18 protein-coding genes are annotated in these 17,828 nt (G+C 65.7%); 2 read left to right on the top strand and 16 right to left on the bottom strand.

The genetic code is table 11. From position 1 onward, the window contains the following. Positions 1-25 precede the first annotated feature (25 nt). The 4 genes from LQK81_RS05765 to LQK81_RS05750 form a co-directional block, all read right to left on the bottom strand. The gene (locus tag LQK81_RS05765) at positions 26-775 is read right to left on the bottom strand and encodes an ABC transporter ATP-binding protein (RefSeq protein WP_230804215.1); all 750 of its coding nucleotides are present in this window, start codon (positions 773-775) and stop codon (positions 26-28) included. Beyond that, positions 735-1,472, bottom strand: coding sequence for an ABC transporter permease (locus LQK81_RS05760; protein WP_442967077.1), 738 nt, complete (start codon positions 1,470-1,472; stop codon positions 735-737). Before LQK81_RS05760 ends, LQK81_RS05765 begins: the two co-directional genes overlap by 41 nt. A 78-nt stretch (positions 1,473-1,550) precedes the next feature. Beyond that, positions 1,551-2,489 (bottom strand): ABC transporter substrate-binding protein, encoded by a 939-nt coding sequence (locus LQK81_RS05755; protein WP_230804213.1) that lies wholly within the window; start codon positions 2,487-2,489, stop codon positions 1,551-1,553. A 75-nt stretch (positions 2,490-2,564) separates the two neighbouring features. Then, positions 2,565-2,774: a hypothetical protein gene (locus tag LQK81_RS05750; RefSeq protein WP_230804211.1), complete on the bottom strand. Its 210-nt coding sequence runs from the start codon at positions 2,772-2,774 to the stop codon at positions 2,565-2,567. A 350-nt stretch (positions 2,775-3,124) separates the two neighbouring features. On the opposite strand from LQK81_RS05750, the gene LQK81_RS05745 reads away from it, so the two are divergent. Next, positions 3,125-3,517 (top strand): c-type cytochrome, encoded by a 393-nt coding sequence (locus LQK81_RS05745; protein WP_230804209.1) that lies wholly within the window; start codon positions 3,125-3,127, stop codon positions 3,515-3,517. 60 nt (positions 3,518-3,577) lie between these two features. On the opposite strand, the gene rpe is transcribed toward LQK81_RS05745, so the two are convergent. The 8 genes from rpe to LQK81_RS05705 are packed head-to-tail and all read right to left on the bottom strand — an operon-like array spanning position 3,578 to position 12,239. Next, positions 3,578-4,267, bottom strand: a complete 690-nt coding sequence (gene rpe / locus LQK81_RS05740) for a ribulose-phosphate 3-epimerase (RefSeq protein ID WP_230804207.1) — start codon at positions 4,265-4,267, stop codon at positions 3,578-3,580. After that, positions 4,264-5,199, bottom strand: a complete 936-nt coding sequence (cbbX, locus tag LQK81_RS05735) for a CbbX protein (protein ID WP_230804205.1) — start codon at positions 5,197-5,199, stop codon at positions 4,264-4,266. Before cbbX ends, rpe begins: the two co-directional genes overlap by 4 nt. A gap of 13 nt (positions 5,200-5,212) precedes the next feature. Beyond that, entirely contained in the window at positions 5,213-5,632 is a 420-nt protein-coding gene (locus LQK81_RS05730) for a ribulose bisphosphate carboxylase small subunit (protein ID WP_230804203.1), read from the bottom strand. 10 nt (positions 5,633-5,642) lie between these two features. After that, positions 5,643-7,103, bottom strand: a complete 1,461-nt coding sequence (locus LQK81_RS05725) for a form I ribulose bisphosphate carboxylase large subunit (RefSeq protein WP_230804202.1) — start codon at positions 7,101-7,103, stop codon at positions 5,643-5,645. A gap of 35 nt (positions 7,104-7,138) precedes the next feature. Next, positions 7,139-8,218 (bottom strand): class II fructose-bisphosphate aldolase, encoded by a 1,080-nt coding sequence (gene fba / locus LQK81_RS05720; RefSeq protein WP_230804201.1) that lies wholly within the window; start codon positions 8,216-8,218, stop codon positions 7,139-7,141. A 15-nt stretch (positions 8,219-8,233) separates the two neighbouring features. After that, complete coding sequence (gene tkt / locus LQK81_RS05715) at positions 8,234-10,276, bottom strand: transketolase (protein WP_230804200.1); 2,043 nt, start codon at positions 10,274-10,276, stop codon at positions 8,234-8,236. Between the two features lie 11 nt (positions 10,277-10,287). Next, positions 10,288-11,160 carry a phosphoribulokinase gene (locus LQK81_RS05710; protein WP_230804199.1) on the bottom strand — a complete coding sequence of 291 codons (873 nt, stop codon included), beginning with the start codon at positions 11,158-11,160 and terminating at the stop codon, positions 10,288-10,290. Between the two features lie 14 nt (positions 11,161-11,174). After that, on the bottom strand, positions 11,175-12,239 hold the full coding sequence (locus LQK81_RS05705) for a class 1 fructose-bisphosphatase (protein ID WP_230804198.1): 1,065 nt from the start codon (positions 12,237-12,239) through the stop codon (positions 11,175-11,177). Between the two features lie 118 nt (positions 12,240-12,357). On the opposite strand from LQK81_RS05705, the gene LQK81_RS05700 reads away from it, so the two are divergent. After that, positions 12,358-13,302, top strand: a complete 945-nt coding sequence (locus LQK81_RS05700) for a LysR family transcriptional regulator (RefSeq protein ID WP_230804197.1) — start codon at positions 12,358-12,360, stop codon at positions 13,300-13,302. Positions 13,303-13,441: 139 nt separating this feature from the next. Here LQK81_RS05700 and LQK81_RS05695 read toward each other — a convergent pair whose 3' ends face one another. The 4 genes from LQK81_RS05695 to LQK81_RS05680 are packed head-to-tail and all read right to left on the bottom strand — an operon-like array spanning position 13,442 to position 17,827. After that, a complete protein-coding gene (locus tag LQK81_RS05695) occupies positions 13,442-14,254 on the bottom strand; it encodes a formylmethanofuran dehydrogenase subunit C (RefSeq protein WP_230804196.1) in 813 nt (270 codons plus the stop codon). Next, complete coding sequence (gene fhcD / locus LQK81_RS05690) at positions 14,251-15,159, bottom strand: formylmethanofuran--tetrahydromethanopterin N-formyltransferase (RefSeq protein WP_230804195.1); 909 nt, start codon at positions 15,157-15,159, stop codon at positions 14,251-14,253. The genes LQK81_RS05695 and fhcD overlap by 4 nt, the downstream gene beginning before the upstream one ends. Further along, positions 15,147-16,778, bottom strand: coding sequence for a formylmethanofuran dehydrogenase subunit A (locus LQK81_RS05685; RefSeq protein ID WP_230804189.1), 1,632 nt, complete (start codon positions 16,776-16,778; stop codon positions 15,147-15,149). Before LQK81_RS05685 ends, fhcD begins: the two co-directional genes overlap by 13 nt. Then, positions 16,772-17,827 (bottom strand): tungsten formylmethanofuran dehydrogenase, encoded by a 1,056-nt coding sequence (locus LQK81_RS05680; RefSeq protein WP_230804188.1) that lies wholly within the window; start codon positions 17,825-17,827, stop codon positions 16,772-16,774. The genes LQK81_RS05685 and LQK81_RS05680 overlap by 7 nt, the downstream gene beginning before the upstream one ends. Between the last annotated feature and the right edge of the window lies 1 nt (position 17,828).

Genomic DNA, 17,828 nt, shown 5'->3' with positions numbered 1-17,828 from the left:
CGCGGCGTGGTCTTGTGCCACTGCGTCAAAGCTGCGTCGGGAACCGTTCGTGGAAAGAGCGCAGGATGTCGCTGCGCACCTGCGCGTTGCGGGATTGCCGCGGAACCCGGATCAGGAACGACCCGACGACATGGGAGGGGCGCGGCGACAAGACGATGATCCGGTCGGCCAGCATGATCGCCTCCTGCAGGTTATGCGTCACCATCAGCACCGTCGTCGGACGCTCCGACCATACCTGGAGCAGGAGATGGCGAAGCTGCTGCGCGGTCGCCTCGTCGAGGGAGACGAAGGGCTCGTCGAGCACCAGCAGATCCGGCTCGATCGCCAGCGCCCGGGCCAGGGCGGCGCGACGCGCCAGCCCCAGCGACAGTTCGCCGGGATAGAAGGCGCGCATCTTGCCCAGGCCGAGCGCATCGAACAGGTGATCGAGGCTCCTGCCGTGCAGGGCCTTCGGCAGGGCGAGGCGCACGTTCTCCTCGACGGTCCGCCAGGGCAGCAGGACCGGCTCCTGAAAGACCATGCCGATGCGCGGCTCCCCTGCCCCCGGCAGCTTGATGCGCCCTTCGAAATCGCGGTCCAGGCCGAGAAGCAATCGCAACGTCGTGGTCTTGCCGCAGCCGGAGGGGCCGATGAGGCAGGCGAATTCGTTCTGCTCGACCGCGAAGTCGAGATCGTGCAGGACATCGATGCTGCCGCCCCTGGACGCCTCGAAGGACTTGCGGCGGATTTCGATTTCAAGTCGCGCGTCTGCGCCAACGGGTTGAAGCGTGTTCAAGGGGCTGCACCAGAAGAATTTCGATCAAGAGCATCACGCAGACGAAGGCCAGCGTGTAGGCCAGGATGGCGGCGACATCGAAGAGCTGAAAATAGAGATTGATCTGGAAGCCGACACCGTTCGACCGGCCGAGCAGTTCGACGACGAGCACGATCTTCCAGATCAGCGAAATGCCCGAGCGGGAGGCCGCGGCCAGATAGGGCTGCAATTGCGGCAGCAGGACGTGGCGCAGGCGCGCGAACGCCCCGAACCGGTAGACCTTCGCCATGTCCGCATAGCGCAGGTCGAGCGCACGGGTCCCCTCCCGCATCGTGACGATGACATTGGGAATCTTGTTGAATGCCACGGCGCCGATGGCGGCGACCTCGTTCAGCCCGAACCAGATATAGGCGAGAACGATGACGACCAGTGCGGGAACGTTCAGCGAGAGAATGACCCAGGGGTCGAGAAACCGGTCCGCCCGCGGGTGGCTTCCGAGAAATATGCCGATCGCCGAGCCGATCACGATGGCGAGCAGGAACGCGGCGGCCACGCGGCACAGGGTGATCGCCAGATGATAGGGGATCTCCCCGCTGGCCGTCTCCCGGATCATGACGCGCAGGACGTCGAGGGGCGGCGGGAAGGCACGGCTAGGCCACAGGGTCGCCGTCAGTTGCCAGGCGACGGCCAGGACGACGATCGAGGCTGCGACCGTCAGCAACGGCCCCCAGTTTCGTCCCGGTGCAGCCTTGTCCGTTCGCCCCTGTGACGACGTACCGAGCAAGAACGAACTCACCTACTGCATCCTCCAGAACGTCCCCGGCGCCAGTTCCCTGGAAGGCCCAACCAGCTCCTCGCCGCCGATGCCCGCAAGGACCTTGTAGAGCGCTGCGGCGTCCCTTTCCGCATCCTCCCGGGAGCCCCTGGGGATGCCCTCCCGGTAGCGATCGCGCATGACCCTGCGTTCGGCCTCGTCGCCGGGGATCAACGGGGCAAGCAGGTCCCACTCCTCGTCGGACCTTTCGAGAAGCGCCTTCGCATCGGCGCTGGCCTTGACGAAGCCTCCGATTGCGGCCGGGCTGTCCTTGGCCCAGGCATCGTGGAAGACATATCCGAGGGCGACGATCGGCCCGGCGGCGCCGAGGGCGGCGGCGGCCTCCTGACCGCTGACCAGCCGGCGGAACCCCTTCGCCTCCAGGCGGGCGCAATAGTTCCAGAAATTGAGGACCGCATCGAGTTCGCCCTGCTGCACCTTCTCCGTCAGCAAGGGCGGTGCGCCATAGGCGATCGTGCTGGCCGTCGCCAGATCGGTGGCGTGGTCCTTCTTCGCCATCGCCTGGATCAGCAGCCAGTTCTTGTCGAGGGGGCCGCCGGCGACGCCGATCGTCTTGCCGGCCAGGTCGGCGAGACTGCCGATCGGCGAATCGGGCGGCACCATGATGGCTCCGACCGCGGTCGAATAGGGCACGAAGGTCAGGTCCAGCCCCGTGGCGCGCTGCCGCGAGACCCACAGCCAGTCCGAGACGATCACGTCGACCGATCCGGCCATCAGGGCGACATTCGTCGCGTCCTCGCCGGCGAAGGCCTGCACCTCCAAAGTGATCCCGTGTTTTTCATCGAGCTTGTGCCGCTTGATCGTATCGAGTTCCCAACTCACGGTCCCGAACTTGAGTACGCCGACGCGCACGACCTCGGCGGCCGCGGCCTGCCCTGCCGTCTGCGCGAAAAATGCCACCAACAACAACGATAATGCGATCCGAAACGATCGGCCGATGCAGCCTCCCACCCGTTCCTCCCATGCGATTCGATTTCAGATGTCGCGCCCCTCCGACGCGTATTCGCAGCGCCACTTGACGACGCGCAATTTCGGGTGCTCCGCAGACCATTTCGCAATCCGCGGCGGCGCCTGGAGCATGCAGGTCACCGGGCCTCCCATGTCTTCGAAATGGAGATTTTCCTCGCGGCAGCTCGCAGGCTTGTCCGCAAGGCAGATCGTCAGAACGAGTTCGATGAACGACATAGTGCACCTTTTGACTGGCGGGCTCGCCGCAGCCGTTTCCCCTGCCCCGCGATCGCAGATGCAACCGCCAGTTAATCGCGTCTTCTTCCGGTGCCTGGAAGAGAGCGTCACGAGGTTAGGAGCATCGCGTCTGCCAGTCAATCGCAACTTCCGATTTGTGCCGCCAATGACGAGGCCGGAGGGTGTTCGAGGGTTGACTTGCACTCCCCGGCAGGTCACTTTTTCGAACGGATCGCGCGACTGGATGCCCCGATGCGGAAAGTCGCGCGATCCGAACTGGCCGGCGCCGGAGGAGGAAACCTGGCACCTGCCGTCGTCAAAGGGCACCCTTGGCGAGATGAGGAAAGAATATGAACTGTCGTGTCCTTCTGATCGGCGTATCAGTTGCGATCTTTACTGCCTGCGGGGTCAATGCCCAGGAGGGCGATGCCACCGCGGGTGCAACCGTGTTCAACAAGTGCAAGGCCTGTCATGACGCCGAGACGGACAAGAACAAGATCGGTCCGTCTCTGATGAACGTGATCGACAGGGTCGCCGGCACCCATCCCGGCTTCACCTATTCCAAGGCGATGGTCGAGGCAGGCAAGGCCGGTCTCAAATGGGACGAGGCATCGTTGCGCGAGTACCTTCACAATCCCAAGGCAAAGGTCAAAGGCACCAAGATGGCCTTTGCCGGCCTGAAGAAGGAAGAAGACCTCAGCAATCTCCTGGCCTATCTCGAGCAGTTCTCGACGAAGCAATGAGATGCGGGGCTGCCGGTTTCCCGGCAGCCCCGTCGTCCGTCTGAACCTCCATGATCCGTGTCAGGCCGCCCGACGTGTCAGCGCCTTGTCGGCCTGCCGCCGGATCGCTTCGATATTGCCGGCATAGGCCGACGCGTCGTTTGTCTTGAAGATGGCGGAGCCCGCCACCAGCACGTCGGCACCGGCGGCCGAGACCAGGGGCGCGGTCTCGGGCGTGACGCCGCCGTCGATTTCGATATGGATCGGCCGGTCGCCGATCATCCCCGCCACGCGGCGCACCTTCTCCACGACCGCCGGAATGAAGGCCTGCCCGCCGAAGCCGGGGTTGACGGTCATCAGCAGGATGAGATCGAGGCGGTCGAGCACGTATTCAATGGCGCTTTCGGGCGTCGACGGATTGAGCGAGACGCCCGCCTTCTTGCCGAGATTGCGGATCGCCTGCAGCGTCCGGTCGAGATGCGGTCCGGCTTCCGCGTGAACCGTGATGATATCGCAACCTGCCTCCGCGAAGGCGGCGATATAGGGATCCGCCGGCGCGATCATCAGGTGGCAGTCGAAGACGGCATCCGTCCGGTTGCGGATGGATTTCACCACCGGCGGCCCGAAGGTGATGTTGGGCACGAAATGGCCGTCCATCACGTCGAGGTGGATCCAGTCGCCCCCGGCTGCGACGACGTTTTCGACCTCTTCGCCCAGCCGCGAGAAATCCGCCGACAGGATGGACGGCGCGATGATCGTTCGTCCGCTCATGATGCGCCCTCCAGCTGTCTCGCCTCGCTCTCTTGTCCTGCCTCATTCCGGAAGATGCGGCTGGCCCTGATGTCGGCGGCGACGATGGTGGACAGCGTATCGGCGCCGATCGGCCCGTCGGACGTCTCGAACAGCCGGTTCGCCTGGCGCAGGCGTGCGCGATCGAGCGCGTTGCGGATGGAACGCGCATTGGCGAAATGCGGCTGGCGGCGGCGAAGCGCGATGTATTGCTCCATGGCGGCCCGCCCTTCGGCGTCGAAGCCGTAGTTCTGCTTTTCGAGCATCACGTCTGCGATCGAAAGCAGTTCGTCGTCGGCATAGTCCGGAAAGTCGATGTGGTGGGCGATGCGCGAGCGAAATCCCGGATTGCTCTCGAAGAACCGCTCCATCCGGTCGCCGTATCCCGCCAGGATGACGACGAAATCCTCGCGCTGATGTTCCATCACCTGCAGGAGGATTTCGATGGCCTCCTGGCCGTAGTCGCGCTCGTTCTCCTGCCGGTAGAGATAGTAGGCCTCGTCGATGAAGAGGACGCCGCCCATCGCCTTTTTCAGGATCTCCTTCGTCTTCGGCGCGGTATGGCCGATATACTGGCCCACCAGATCGTCGCGCGTCACCGAGACCAGGTGCCCCTTGCGGATATAGCCGAGGCGGTGGAGCAGATCGGCCATGCGCAGGGCGACGGTCGTCTTTCCCGTTCCCGGATTGCCGCTGAAGCACATGTGCAGCGTCGGCGTTTCATGGGCGAGGCCGAGACGCTTGCGCGCGCGTTCGACCAGGAGCAGCGCCGCCGTCTCCTTGATCCGCTGCTTGACCGGCTTGAGACCGATGAGCGTGCGGTCGAGTTCGTCCAGCACGGCCTCGACACCCGATTCGGCATATTCCGCCCTGAGGTCGATGGCGGAGAGCTTTACGTCATCGACCTCTCGCATGATGGGTTGCGCCTCAGCCATAACGTTCCCCCGCCGGCCGGCCTGCGGCATAGGAACGCGTGGTGTAGCGGATGCCCCTGCCCGCGGTCTCCTGCCGTTCCAGGCGGAAGCCCGGCTCGACCGCGGGCCGGTTGACGATGAAGGAGAGGCGGACGGATTCCCACCCGTGACTGCTGTCGAAGGCGACGAGGCGGATGTACCGGTCGCCATAGACCTTGCGGCAGGCCTTCAGTTCCAGCATCAGCGCGGCGGCGTCGGGATTGTCGAACATCGGGTGGCCCCACATGTCCCAGTAGGTGTTGCGGGGATGCGGGTCGTCGGTGAATTCGAGGCTCACGGCCCAGCCCTTGTCGATGCAGTACTGCACCTGCCTGGCGATCTGTTCGTCCGTCAGCGGCGGCAGGAACGAGAATGCTCCCTGGGTGATGTGCATGTCGCGTCTCCTATTCTGCTGCGGTGGCCGTCGGAACGAAGTCCGGCGTGTCGGTGGAGGTGTAGTCGAAGGTCACGTCCTTCCAGACGTCGAGCGCCTGCTGCAGGGGCTGGCAGTGGCGTGCGGCGTCGCGCAGGATCTGCGGGCCTTCCTGCACGATGTCTCTGCCCTCGTTGCGGGCGAGCACCATGCATTCGAGCGCGACGCGGTTGGCCGTGGCGCCGGCGGCGATCCCCATCGGATGGCCGATCGTGCCACCGCCGAACTGCAGCACGACGTCCTCGCCGAGCAGGTCCAGGAGCTGGTGCATCTGCCCGGCATGGATGCCGCCGGAGGCGACCGGCATCATCCGGTTGAGCGAGGCCCAATGCTGGTCGAAGAAGATGCCGTTCTCCAGCCGCATCGGATTGAAGTCCTCGCGGCAGACGTCGTAGTAGCCGCGGGTCGTGGCGGGATCGCCCTCCAGCTTGCCGACGACGGTGCCGGCATGGATGTGGTCGACGCCGGCAAGGCGCATCCATTTGGCGATGACGCGGAAGGAGACGCCATGCGTCTTCTGCCGGGTATAGGTGGAATGACCGGCGCGATGGAGATGCAGGATCATGTCGTTGCGGCGAGCCCATTTCGCCATCGACTGGATCGCCGTGTAGCCGATCACGAGATCGATCATGACGATGTTCGAGCCGAGCTCCCGGGCGAATTCGGCGCGCTCGTACATGTCCTCCATGGTGGCGGCGGTCACGTTCAGGTAGGTGCCCTTGACCTCGCCGGTCTCGGCCTGCGCCTTGTTCACCGCCTCCATGCAGTAGAGGAAGCGCTCGCGCCAGTGCATGAAGGGCTGCGAGTTGATGTTCTCGTCGTCCTTGGTGAAATCGAGCCCGCCCTTGAGCGCCTCGTAGACGACGCGGCCGTAATTGCGTCCCGAGAGCCCGAGCTTCGGCTTCACCGTCGCCCCGAGCAGCGGACGGCCGAACTTGTCCAGCCGCTCGCGCTCGACAACGATGCCGGTCGCGGGTCCCTGGAAGGTCTTCACATAGGCGACGGGGAAGCGCATGTCCTCCAGCCGCAGCGCCTTCAGCGGCTTGAAGCCGAAGACGTTGCCGATGATCGAGGCGCTGAGGTTGACGATCGAACCCGGCTCGAACAGGTCGAGGTCATAGGCGATGTAGGCAAAGTACTGCCCTTCCGCATTGGGCACGGGATCGAGCCGATAGGCCTTGGCGCGGTACTTCTCGCTCGCCGTCAGCCGGTCGGTCCAGACCACCGTCCAGGTGGCGGTGGAAGATTCGCCAGCGACGGCCGCCGCCGCCTCGACCGGATCGACGCCGTCCTGCGGCGTGATCCGGAAGACTGCGATCACATCGGTGTCCTTCGGCTCGTAGTCGGGCTCCCAATAGCCCATCTTCCGGTATTCCATGACGCCGGATCTGTAGCGCGCCGCACCCTTGACGGTCTGGGATTTGCTGTCCATGGCCTGGTCCTTTCGCTGTCGTTCTGGACCGCCGCTCAGGCGGCTTTCGCGGTTGTGGTCTGCGGATCGAGGTCGCCTTTGGCGTAGCGTCTGGCCATCTCGTCCAGCGGGACGACCTTGATCTTCGAGGCGTTGCCCGCCGCGCCGAACCGCTCGAAGCGGTCGCGGCAGAGATTGCGCATGGCGTCCATCGCCGGTTTCAGGAACTTGCGCGGGTCGAACTCCTCCGGGTGCTCGGCCGCGATCCGGCGGAACTGCCCGGCCATCGCCATGCGGCAGTCGGTATCGATGTTGACCTTGCGGACGCCGTGGCGGATGCCGCGTTCGATTTCATCGACGGGAACACCCCAGGTCTGCGGCATCCTTCCGCCGAAGCGGTTGATGACATCCTGCATCTCCTGCGGCACCGAGGAGGAGCCGTGCATGACGAGATGGGTGTTCGGCAGCTTGCGGTGGATCTCCTCGATCACGTCCATCGCCAGGATGCCGCCGTCCGGCGCCCGGGTGAACTTGTAGGCGCCGTGCGAGGTGCCGCAGGCGATCGCCAGCGCGTCGACGCCGGTGCGGGCGACGAAATCGACGGCCTGATCCGGATCGGTCAGGAGCTGGTCGTGCGAGAGCACGCCCTCGGCACCATGGCCATCCTCCGCGGCGCCGGTTCCGCTCTCCAGCGAACCGAGAACACCAAGCTCGCCTTCGACCGAGACGCCCACCCAATGGGCGATGCGCGCCACCCGCCCGGTGATCTCGACATTGTACTCATAGGAGGCCGGCGTCTTCGCGTCCGCTTCGAGGGAACCGTCCATCATGACGGAGGTGAAGCCGTGGCGGATCGCCGTCATGCAGGTCGCCTCGTCGCTGCCGTGATCCTGATGGATGCAGACGGGAATGGCCGGGTAGATCTCCGTCAGCGCCTCGATCATGCGCGCCAGCATGATGTCCTTCGCATAGGAGCGCGCGCCCTTCGAAGCCTGGAGGATGACGGGCGCGTCGCAGGCGACCGCCGCCTCCATCACCGCGAGGCCCTGCTCCATGTTGTTGATGTTGAAGGCCGGAACGCCATATCCGTATGCCGCTGCGTGATCGAGCAGCTGGCGTAGTGTGATGCGGGCCATGGTTCTGCTCCTTTTCTACCGATCCGTGCGGTCCGAGCCCGACGCCCGGGCGACAAGTTCGAGCGCCGTCTCCACGACGGCCCCGGCGGTGATGCCGAAATGTGCGTAGAGATCGGATGCCGGCGCGCTGGCGCCGAAGCCCGTCATGCCGACGAAGACGCCGTCCTCGCCGAGATAGCGGTCCCAGCCGAGGCGGGCGGCGGCCTCGATACCGATCCTTGGCGCGGTCCCAAGGACCGCCTTGCGATAGGCGGGCGACTGCCGCTCGAAAAGCTCCCAGCAGGGCATGGAGACCACCGCCGCGGCGATGCCGTGTCCGGACGCGAGCGCATCGGCGGCGGCACAGGCGATTTCGACCTCGGAACCGGTCGCGAGGAGGGTGACTGAAGGTGGTTCCGAGGTCGCGCGCAGCAGATAGGCGCCACGCGCAGAAAGGTTTTCCTCGCTATCGGCCTCTCGGCACACCGGCAGGTTCTGGCGCGATAGCACCAGCACGCTCGGACGATCGCGTTCCTTCAGGGCCAGTTCCCAGCATTCCGCCGTCTCGACGATGTCGCAGGGGCGGAAGACGTTGAGATCGGGCGTCGCCCGCAGCATCGCCAGATGCTCGACCGGCTGATGGGTCGGGCCGTCCTCGCCAAGCCCGATCGAATCATGCGTCATCACGTAGACCACCTGCTGCCCCATCAGCGCCGACAGGCGGATCGCGCCGCGGGCGTAGTCGGAGAAGACGAGGAAGGTGCCGCCATAGGGAATGAAGCCGCCGTGCAGGGCCAGCCCGTTCATCGCAGCCGCCATGGCGTGCTCGCGGATGCCGTAGTGGATGTAGCGGCCGGCGTAGCTCCCCGGCCGGATCGCGCCCATTCCCGCCGTCAGCGTCAGGTTGGAATGGGTCAGGTCGGCCGAGCCGCCGATCGTCAGGTCGGTCGCGGCGTTGACGACGCCGAGCACCATCTCCGAAGCCTTGCGGGTGGCGACCTTGGTCGCGCTCTCCCGATGCTGCCTCCGGAACGCGGCAAGCGCGTCGAACAGCGATGCCGGAACGTCCCGGTCGATGGTCTTCAGGAACGCTGTGCCATCCGGAGCAGCGGCAACCCGGTCCAGCCATGCGCGCCGCTCAGCGGCCCCGCGCGCGGAAACTTCGCTCCAGCGCTCCAGAATGGCCTCGGGAACCTCGAACGGGGCATGATCCCAGCCCAGTTCCCGCTTCGTGGCGGCGACCTCACTTTCGCCGAGCGGCGCCCCATGGGTCTTTTCCGACCCCTGCAGGTTGGGCGCGCCCTTGCCGATGATCGTCCGGCACGAGATGAACGACGGCTTGCTCGACGTGCGTGCCCGGGCGATCGCCCGGCCGATCGCATCGAAATCGTGGCCGTCGATGTCCTGCACGTCGAAGCCTGCCGCCTCGAAACGGGCGAGCTGGTTCATCGAGGTCGAGAGGCTGGTGGGCCCGTCGATCGAGATGGAATTGTTGTCCCAGAGGACGATCAGCCGCGACAGCTTCAGATGGCCAGCGAGGTCGATCGCTTCGTGGCTGATGCCTTCCTGCAGGCAGCCGTCGCCGGCGATGACGTAGGTATGGTGATCGACGAGCCCGTCGCCATGGCGGGCATTGGCGATCCGTTCCGCAAGCGCCATGCCGACGGCGGTGGCGATGCCCTGGCCCAGCGGGCCGGTCGTCGTCTCGATGCCGAGGGCGTGGCCGTATTCCGGATGGCCGGCGGTCCTGGCGCCGAGCTGGCGGAACCGCCGCAGTTCCTCGACCGTCATGTCCTCGTAGCCGATCAGGTAGTGAAGGGCATATTGCAGCATCGAGCCGTGGCCGGCCGACAGGACGAAGCGATCGCGATCGGGCCAGTCGGGATGGGCCGGATCGAGCTTGATGAAGCGGCCGAACAGAACGGTGGCGACGTCCGCCATGCCCATCGGCATGCCCGGATGACCGGAATTGGCCTTCTGGACACCGTCCATGGCGAGCGCGCGGATCGCATTGGCCATGTCGGTTTCGGTCACGGCCGCGGGCGCGGCTTCTTCCTGCAGCTGCAATTGCGAATTCATGGCTTTCCTCCTCACGAGGCGCGGGTCTTGCGCTCGATCAGTTGCATGATCAGGGGTGTCAGGATCAGTTGCATGGCGAGATCGAGCTTGTTTCCCGGCACCACGATGGAGTTGGCGCGCGACATGAACGAGTCGTGGATCATCGACAGCAGATAGGGAAAATCGATGCCGCGGGGCCTGGCGAAGCGGATGACCAGCATCGATTCGTCAGGGGTCGGTATCCAGCGCGCGATGAAGGGATTGGAGGTGTCGACGATCGGCACCCGCTGGAAGTTGATGTCGGTCTGCGTGAACTGCGGCGTGATGTAGCGGACATAGTCCGGCATGCGGCGCAGGATGACGTCCATGACCGCCTCGGTGGAATAGCCGCGCGCTTCCCGGTCGCGGTGGATCTTCTGGATCCATTCGAGATTGATGACCGGCACGACGCCGATCTTCAGATCGGCATGGCGGGCGAGATTGACCTTGTCGGTCACCGCGCATCCGTGCAGCCCTTCGTAGAAGAGCAGGTCGCTCGGCCCGAAATCGCGCCATTTCGTGAAGCTCCCCGGAGGGACATCGTAGCGGGCGGCCTCCTGCTCGTCGTGGATGTAGGTGCGGGTGCGGCCGGTGCCGTTCCGGCCATATTCCTCGAAGACGGCCTCGAGGATCTCCAGTTCATTGGCCTCGGCGTTGAAATGGGTGAAGTTCGGGTTGCCGTTCCGCTCCTCCTCGGCGACCTTCTCCTTCATGGCCTGCCGGTCGTAGCGGTGAAACGCGTCGCCCTCGATGAAGGCCGCCTCGATCTTCTCGCGGCGGAAAATCTGCTCGAAGATGTTCTTGACCGAAGTGGTCCCGGCGCCGGACGAACCGGTGATCGAAATGATGGGATGCCGTGTCGACATTGCCGTTCCTCCGATCAGGCCCTGAAGAGGCCGCGGTTGCTGAAGAGCGGCGCCCGCTCGGCGATATTGCTGGGTTCGGCATGGTAGCGACCGATGCGGGCCACCTCGCGCGCCGAGCCGAAGACGAGGGGAACGCGCTGGTGCAGGCTCCGCGGCGTCAGGTCGAGGATGCGATTGATCGTGTCGGTGGCGGCGCCGCCGGCCTGCTCGATGAGGAAGGCGATGGGGCTGGCCTCGTAGACCAGCCGGAGCCGGCCTTCCGCATAGCCCCTGCGCCCGTCACCGGGATAGAGATAGACGCCGCCGCGAACGAGGATGCGGTAGGCGTCGGCGGCGACGGCCGCGACCCAGCGCATGTTGAATTCCCGCTCGCGCGGCCCTTCCGTGCCCTTCAGGCAATCGTCGACGTAGAGCCGGACGGCCTCGTCCCAATGGCGGTAGTTGGCCGTGTTGATCGCGAATTCCTGCGTCCGCGCCGGAATGGCCAGGCCTTCGTGGACCTGGGCGAACACGCCGCCGGCCGGGGAGAAGACGAAGACGTGGGTGCCGCTGCCGACGCTGAGCACCAGCGCCAGCTGCGGGCCATAGATGAAAAAGCCGGCGGCGAGCTGGGCGTCTCCTCCCTGGAAGAAGGAGGCGCTGCGCTCGCCGACCGGATCGCCAGCCTTTGGGAGGATGGAGAAGATGGTCCCGATCGGGGCGTTGATGTCGATGTTCGAGGAGCCATCCAGGGGATCGATGGCCACCGCGAGCGGGGCCGCCGGGTCCAGCAGGGCGGCGTCCTCGAGTTCCTCGGACGCGTAGACGCAAACAGGCGCCCGCCGCATGGCATCCATGAAGAGGGCGTCGGCCAGAAGGTCGAGTTCCTTCGGAACGTCGCCGCTCGGGCCGGCCATGCCGTTCCCTCCGGCAAAGGCCTTGCCGGGCGGCCCCATGCCGAGCGATCCCTGGCCGATGGTGCCGCACAGGGTGACCGCCGCAGCGGCCAGTCGCCGGACCGTGAGGGCGACGGCTTCGCCGAGCGGCGCACCGCCTGCGGCGTGGGATTCCAAAAAGGCGTCTAGTGTCAGCGACGTCATGGCCTACCTCCCTGCCCGCTCCTCACTGCTTCGGACATGCCGTCATCGAACCAAGAAACAGGAGCTAAGTAAAATTTAATCTGTTTACCTGCGTCGTAAAATTTCCTAAGTTCTCCGCATGAAGAACCTCACGCTCAGGCACCTGCGGGCGACGCAGGAAATCGGCAGGCACGGGACGATCGTCCGGGCCGCGAATATGCTCGGGCTGACGCCGTCCGCCATCACGATCCAGCTCAAGCAGCTCGAGGAGGACGCGGGGATCATCCTTTTCGACCGGACCAGCGACGGCCTGCGCCCGACGGCGGCCGGCCTCGCCTTCATCGACGCGGTGCGCTCGATCGAGGAAAGGCTGCGCCAGCTGGATGACGAGATCGACGCCATCAAGGAGGTGCGCAGCGGCTCGCTCGCGCTCGGCGTCGTCTCGACGGCGAAATATTTTGCGCCGAACCTGATGGCCACCTTTCGCAAGAGCCATCCCGGCATCGCCGTCTCGCTGTCGATCGGCAACAGGGCCGAGATCGTGACGAAGCTGAGGAACCACGACCTGGACATCGCGCTGATGGGGCGCCCGCCCAAGGACCTGCCGCTGCACTCGGCAGTGTTCGGCGACCATCCGCTGGTGATGATCGCCCCGCCGGATCATCCGCTGGCCAGGAAGCACGACATCACCAAGGAGGAAATCGCGAAAGAACATTTCCTCGTCCGCGAGCCCGGATCGGGCACGCGCATCTCGCTGGAGATCTTCCTGGGGGAGATCCCGGGCCGGATCGACGATCTGGGCACCGAGATGTCGTCGAACGAGACGATCAAGCAGGCCGTCATGGCGGGCCTCGGCATCGCCTTCATCTCGGCGCATACCATCGCCATGGAGCTGGAGTTCGGCAAACTCGTCACCCTGGACGTCATCGGCATGCCGATCCGCCGGCAATGGTTCTCGGTGATGCGGACGGACAGGACCGTCTCTCCCGCCATGAACGCCTTTCAGGTCTTCCTGCGGGAGCGAGGCGCGCAATGCCTGCCCTTCTTCGACAAGCTCTATCCGATGCTGCAGCAGCCCCGCTGAGGATCGTCGCGCGATCCCTAAAGCACGTCGCGATCTTTCAGATTCGCTCCGGTGCTTTAGTCCTTTGATTTTACGCATGTCGTCGTCGCAAAACCGCTGCACACTTTTGCGCGACTTGCGTTAACGGGGCGATCACGGCTCAACCTCTTGCAAACATGATTTCGCCCTTGCCCAACACGGCATTGTCCCCGCCGAAGCGGAAGGGTCTTGCGCCGAGCAGCGGCCGGTCGAGGATCCCCTCCTCCATCAGGTAGCGGTCGAACAGGACCGGAAAGCCGATCTCGACGCGGCCGCAGTCGATGAAGGTGGGCGACAGCTCGGCCGGCCTGCGGTCGAACAGCAGCGAGCCGCGCTTCATCAGGTGACCGGGGTAGCGGCCGACGCGGCCGGTGGCGACGATCGTGCCGGCGACCATACCGAGACCGGCATGGTCGCCGCATCCCTTCAGGAGCGCGATGATCCCGCGCCGCATCCTCTCGCCGGGACGATCGCCGGCCTTGCCGCGCACGACGATCAGGCCGCCGGACATGCCGTGGATTTCGCCCGCCATCGGTCCGCCGACGCCCTCGCCGGCATCGCCGTCGATGTCGATGCGCCCGTTCTTCATGCCGGAGCCGGCCTGCAGGCCCGCCTTGCCTTCAATCTTCAGCAGGCCGCCGGCCATGCGGCGGCCGGCACGGGCCCCGACATCGCCGGCGACGCGGATCCGCCCCGCCGTCATCTCCGCCCCGAGGAAGTCGAAACGTCCGCTGCCGCCGGCAAAGACGATGTTTTCGGCATCCTTGCCGGTGATCTTGAAGACATCCCCTGCCGCTGCCGGATGCCGACTGGTTCCGACCCGCAGTTTTCCGATTTCGGCGGACGTCATCCCGGCAAGCCTGTCGGGGGTCAGGCCCGACAGGTCGAGCCGCTCCTCCGGCTCGGACTGCAGGGTGAAGGTCAGCGGCGTCATGGCAGGAGGTCCTTCAGGTGATAGTGGAACTTGCCGAGCTTGCCGCCGTAGTTTCCGGCGCTGATGCGCAGGGCGCCGCGCCTGGGGCCGAAATCGATGACGGCCTTCAGCCCCGCCCGCATCGCCGCGGCCACGGCGTCGTTCGTTTCCCCGTCGATCACGACCTCCAGCACGGCGTTGATCTCCGGGCCGAGCGCGCTCTTGACGACGCCGCGCAGGGTCGGCGCATAGGCGTCGTTGGTCGAGGCCATCATGCCCTTGTACTTGCCGCCCACCTTCGAGCCGGACCGCACGATGCCGCCGGGGAACGGCATGATCGCGCCGGGGACCTTCTCGATCGCCGCCACCGCGCGTTCGGCAGCCGCCAGCGCCTTTCCGGCATCGGCGGCGAGCAGCAGGAAGTTTCCGCCGCCGACCGCCTCCTTCGTCAGACCGGTCTTCGCCTCGCACAGGAATTCGCCGTCCATGACCGGCACGCGCCAGTAGTGCCTGCCGCCGAACTTCTTCGAGACCTGCCAGCCGTCGCCGAAATAGCGCAGCGACGAGCCGAGATCGAGCGACGCGGTTCCCTTCAGCCCTGCGAAACAGGCGCTGCCGGGTGAGGTGAGGACGCATTGGCCCAGCCTCGTCTTCAACTGCTTCTGCAGCTCGTCCGTTCCCATCGCGAAGATCATCACCCGGCAGCCCGGGCGACGGTCCGGCGTCTTCGAGGCGGGGATGTCGATATCGATGGCGGCCTCGCAGCCGCAGCCGATGACCGAGGTGGCGAAGCCCGTCATGGTGATCGCCGCCTGGCGCGCCCATTTCAGCGTCGGCGCCGTGATGATGATCGCGGTCGCGCGCATGCCGAACGCCTCGGCGAAGGTGTCATCGATCGTGATGCCGTTGCGCGTCAGCTCCTGCATGCGACCTCCGCAAAGGGGTTTTCGCGGGCAATCGCCGTTTCCGGGAAGGTGAACCAGTCGAGCGACAGCCCGTAGCGATCCTCGTGATAGGCCTGCATGCGCCTGACGATCCCCTTGTCGGGGGGCGGATTGAGGCGAAGCGTCTTTCCCCAGCGATAATGCGTGACGACGCCATCCTCGACGACGAGATCGCCGTTCTTGAACACCAGCGCGGCGTCGGCGAACATCTTGCTGACGTCCTGCCCCTTCCGGTAGACGGCGATATCGGCGATCGCGCCGGGGCCGAGGTGACCGCGGTCGTCGAGCCCGAGCAGCTTTGCGGGGGCTCCGCGCGTCATGACGGCGATCTCGTCCAGCGTATATTCGCGGGAGATCGAGGCGAGCGTGGTCAGTTCCAAAGCGGACTTGTCGAGTTCGGCCATCTTCGCTTCGCGGGCGTCGCGGCGCATCAAAAGCTCGAACAGGTCCGGATAGGCGGTGAACGGCGCGCCGTTCGGATGGTCGGTGGTGAAGAAGACTCGCCAGGGGTCGTTGATCAGCAGGAACAGCTCCAGTCCCACCGCCCATTGCAGCGAGCCGTAATAGTCCGGGCGATAGCGATAGGGCACGATGCCGCCGCCGTTGCCGTCGCCGTCGATGAGGATGGACTTCTTCGGGTTGGCGGTCCGCATTCCCGAATATTGCCGCGTCACGTCCGAGGAGATCGTCACGGTCTGGCCGAACATCACCTGGCCGACATCGATCGTCACATCAGCATTCTCGTTGACCAGTTCGGCGAGACGGGCCGCCTCGGACGAGAAGCCGCGCTTGCCTTCGGTGCCGTAGCCGTAGAACTGCAGGTGGGCGAGATGAAGCGGGCGACCATCCGCCGCGCGGATCGTCTCGGCTGCCGTCGTGGCATTGCCCGCGATACCGAGGTTGTTGGCATGGACATGGAGGGGATGGGGAACCCCGAGACGGCCGACGGAGGCCTGCAGCGTCTCCACGATCCTGCGGGAACTGACCCCGTAGGACGGAACGACGTCGTCGAAGGAGAAGCGGCGGACATTTTCCTTGAAGGCGGCGGCGGCACCGGCGTTGATGACCTTCACGCCGAGCGCCCGCGACGTCGACACGGTCCAGGCGACATAGTCGTCGATCATCGCCGTCGAGGCGTTGTCGCGGATCATCGACAGCAGGAAATCGTCGTTGCCGAGGATCGCGAGCGTCGCCTTGTCGATGATCGGGATGTCGGCGAGCTCCATGTGGGTATGCAGCGCGCTCGAAGGCGACATGGCCGGCTCGACCACGGTGGTGAAGCCCATCTTCGCGTAGAGGCAGCCGGTATTGAAGGTCGACCATCCGGCGTTCGACAGCGGCGTATGCGCCGGGCGCCTGAGGTGGGCCGCATGCTGTTCCGGCAGCAGGAGACGCGCCGTGTTCACGTTGCCGCCGCCGATATGGGAATGGATGTCGATCGCCCCGGCCATGACGATGCAGCCGGAAACGTCATAGGTCCTCTCGGCCCGCTTCGAGGCCGGCCTTTCGACGATGACGCCGTCCTTGATCCAGACGTCGCGCCTGCCGGCCGGGCCGTTGACCGGATCCACCACGTCTCCACCGGCAAGACGGATCAGCATGGCATGTCCTGGCCCGTCAGGGCATGCTGGAACTGGTCCACGACCGCGCGGACGCTGGGAAGGTCGGAGGGCGCCTCCGCCGGCACGGATCGCAAGGTTCCGATCCGGCTCGAATAGACGACACCGTCATGGTCGAGCCCGGCCTTGCCGATCCGGATGGTGGCCGCCGCACCGGCGACGGGCCGTTCGCCCCTCACCAGCGCAATCGTCGGCGGGCCGCCGCGCCTGGCGGGCGGCGCCTCGTCGCGCTCCGAGACCCACACGTGCAGGTCCGCCTCCTTCTGTGCAATCATCCGGTCCACGTCGCAAAGCCACGGATCGTAGACCGGCGCGCCGGTCGAAAAGCCGGTGCGCGGCGGGAAGCCGGTCATCCAGGTCGACGCCAGCACCATGCCCCAGGCATCGTCGTCGGACGGCAGGAAAAGTGCCGTCGCGCGCTGCGTCCTGTTGATGTCGGCCAGCAGGCCCTGCAGCATCGCCAGAGCGGGGACGTCGGTCAGGTGCGAGACGACGAAGACCGGAAAGCGGGCCTTTGCCAGGGCGCCGAGGAAGGCATCGGCGTTGGCGAACGTGGCGGATACCTTTTTTCCAGAGAGCGAAGCCCTGAGGATCCCGAGTACGGCATCGACGGGAAGATCGGGCGACCCCACCCGGACGGCCTTCGGACCGCGCAGCGGCCGCCGGCCACCTGCGGACGCCGCCCTGCCCTCGATCTGATACCAGCGCCGCCGGCCCTTGCCGGCCAAGTCCGGTCCGGTCGCCGCAAGCGAGGAGAGCAGATCGTGGTGGACAGGCGGAACGTCGCCGACGATGGCGACGAGGTCGGCGCGACGCCGTACCTCCGTCGCGGTCGCAAAGAAGCCGCCGATATCGGTGTGAAGCGCGACCTCGTGGACGAGATCGCGGCCATGCACGTGATCGTAGGTCGCCCCGACGCGCTCCGCCAGCGCGATCAGGCTACGGCATCCATGGATATCCGAATCGAGGGAGAATACGGGGCAGCGGCTTGTCGCCAAAAGCTTTGCCGCCTGCTCGATCGCTGCCGACAAA

The sequence above is a fragment of the Rhizobium sp. GN54 genome (assembly GCF_021026345.1).
Lineage (GTDB): Bacteria > Pseudomonadota > Alphaproteobacteria > Rhizobiales > Rhizobiaceae > Mycoplana.
The sequence above is the reverse complement of the archived record's forward strand: the minus strand, read 5'-3'. Positions and strand labels throughout refer to the sequence as shown.

Excerpts from the sequence above, each read along its gene's own strand:
- LQK81_RS05750 (WP_230804211.1), bottom strand. The coding sequence starts at position 2,774 with ATGTCGTTCATCGAACTCGTTCTGACGATCTGCCTTGCGGACAAGCCT.
- LQK81_RS05745 (WP_230804209.1), top strand. The coding sequence starts at position 3,125 with ATGAACTGTCGTGTCCTTCTGATCGGCGTATCAGTTGCGATCTTTACT.
- rpe (WP_230804207.1), bottom strand. The coding sequence starts at position 4,267 with ATGAGCGGACGAACGATCATCGCGCCGTCCATCCTGTCGGCGGATTTC.
- cbbX (WP_230804205.1), bottom strand. The coding sequence starts at position 5,199 with ATGCGAGAGGTCGATGACGTAAAGCTCTCCGCCATCGACCTCAGGGCG.
- LQK81_RS05730 (WP_230804203.1), bottom strand. The coding sequence starts at position 5,632 with ATGCACATCACCCAGGGAGCATTCTCGTTCCTGCCGCCGCTGACGGAC.
- LQK81_RS05725 (WP_230804202.1), bottom strand. The coding sequence starts at position 7,103 with ATGGACAGCAAATCCCAGACCGTCAAGGGTGCGGCGCGCTACAGATCC.
- fba (WP_230804201.1), bottom strand. The coding sequence starts at position 8,218 with ATGGCCCGCATCACACTACGCCAGCTGCTCGATCACGCAGCGGCATAC.
- tkt (WP_230804200.1), bottom strand. The coding sequence starts at position 10,276 with ATGAATTCGCAATTGCAGCTGCAGGAAGAAGCCGCGCCCGCGGCCGTG.
- LQK81_RS05710 (WP_230804199.1), bottom strand. The coding sequence starts at position 11,160 with ATGTCGACACGGCATCCCATCATTTCGATCACCGGTTCGTCCGGCGCC.
- LQK81_RS05705 (WP_230804198.1), bottom strand. The coding sequence starts at position 12,239 with ATGACGTCGCTGACACTAGACGCCTTTTTGGAATCCCACGCCGCAGGC.
- LQK81_RS05700 (WP_230804197.1), top strand. The coding sequence starts at position 12,358 with ATGAAGAACCTCACGCTCAGGCACCTGCGGGCGACGCAGGAAATCGGC.
- LQK81_RS05695 (WP_230804196.1), bottom strand. The coding sequence starts at position 14,254 with ATGACGCCGCTGACCTTCACCCTGCAGTCCGAGCCGGAGGAGCGGCTC.
- fhcD (WP_230804195.1), bottom strand. The coding sequence starts at position 15,159 with ATGCAGGAGCTGACGCGCAACGGCATCACGATCGATGACACCTTCGCC.
- LQK81_RS05685 (WP_230804189.1), bottom strand. The coding sequence starts at position 16,778 with ATGCTGATCCGTCTTGCCGGTGGAGACGTGGTGGATCCGGTCAACGGC.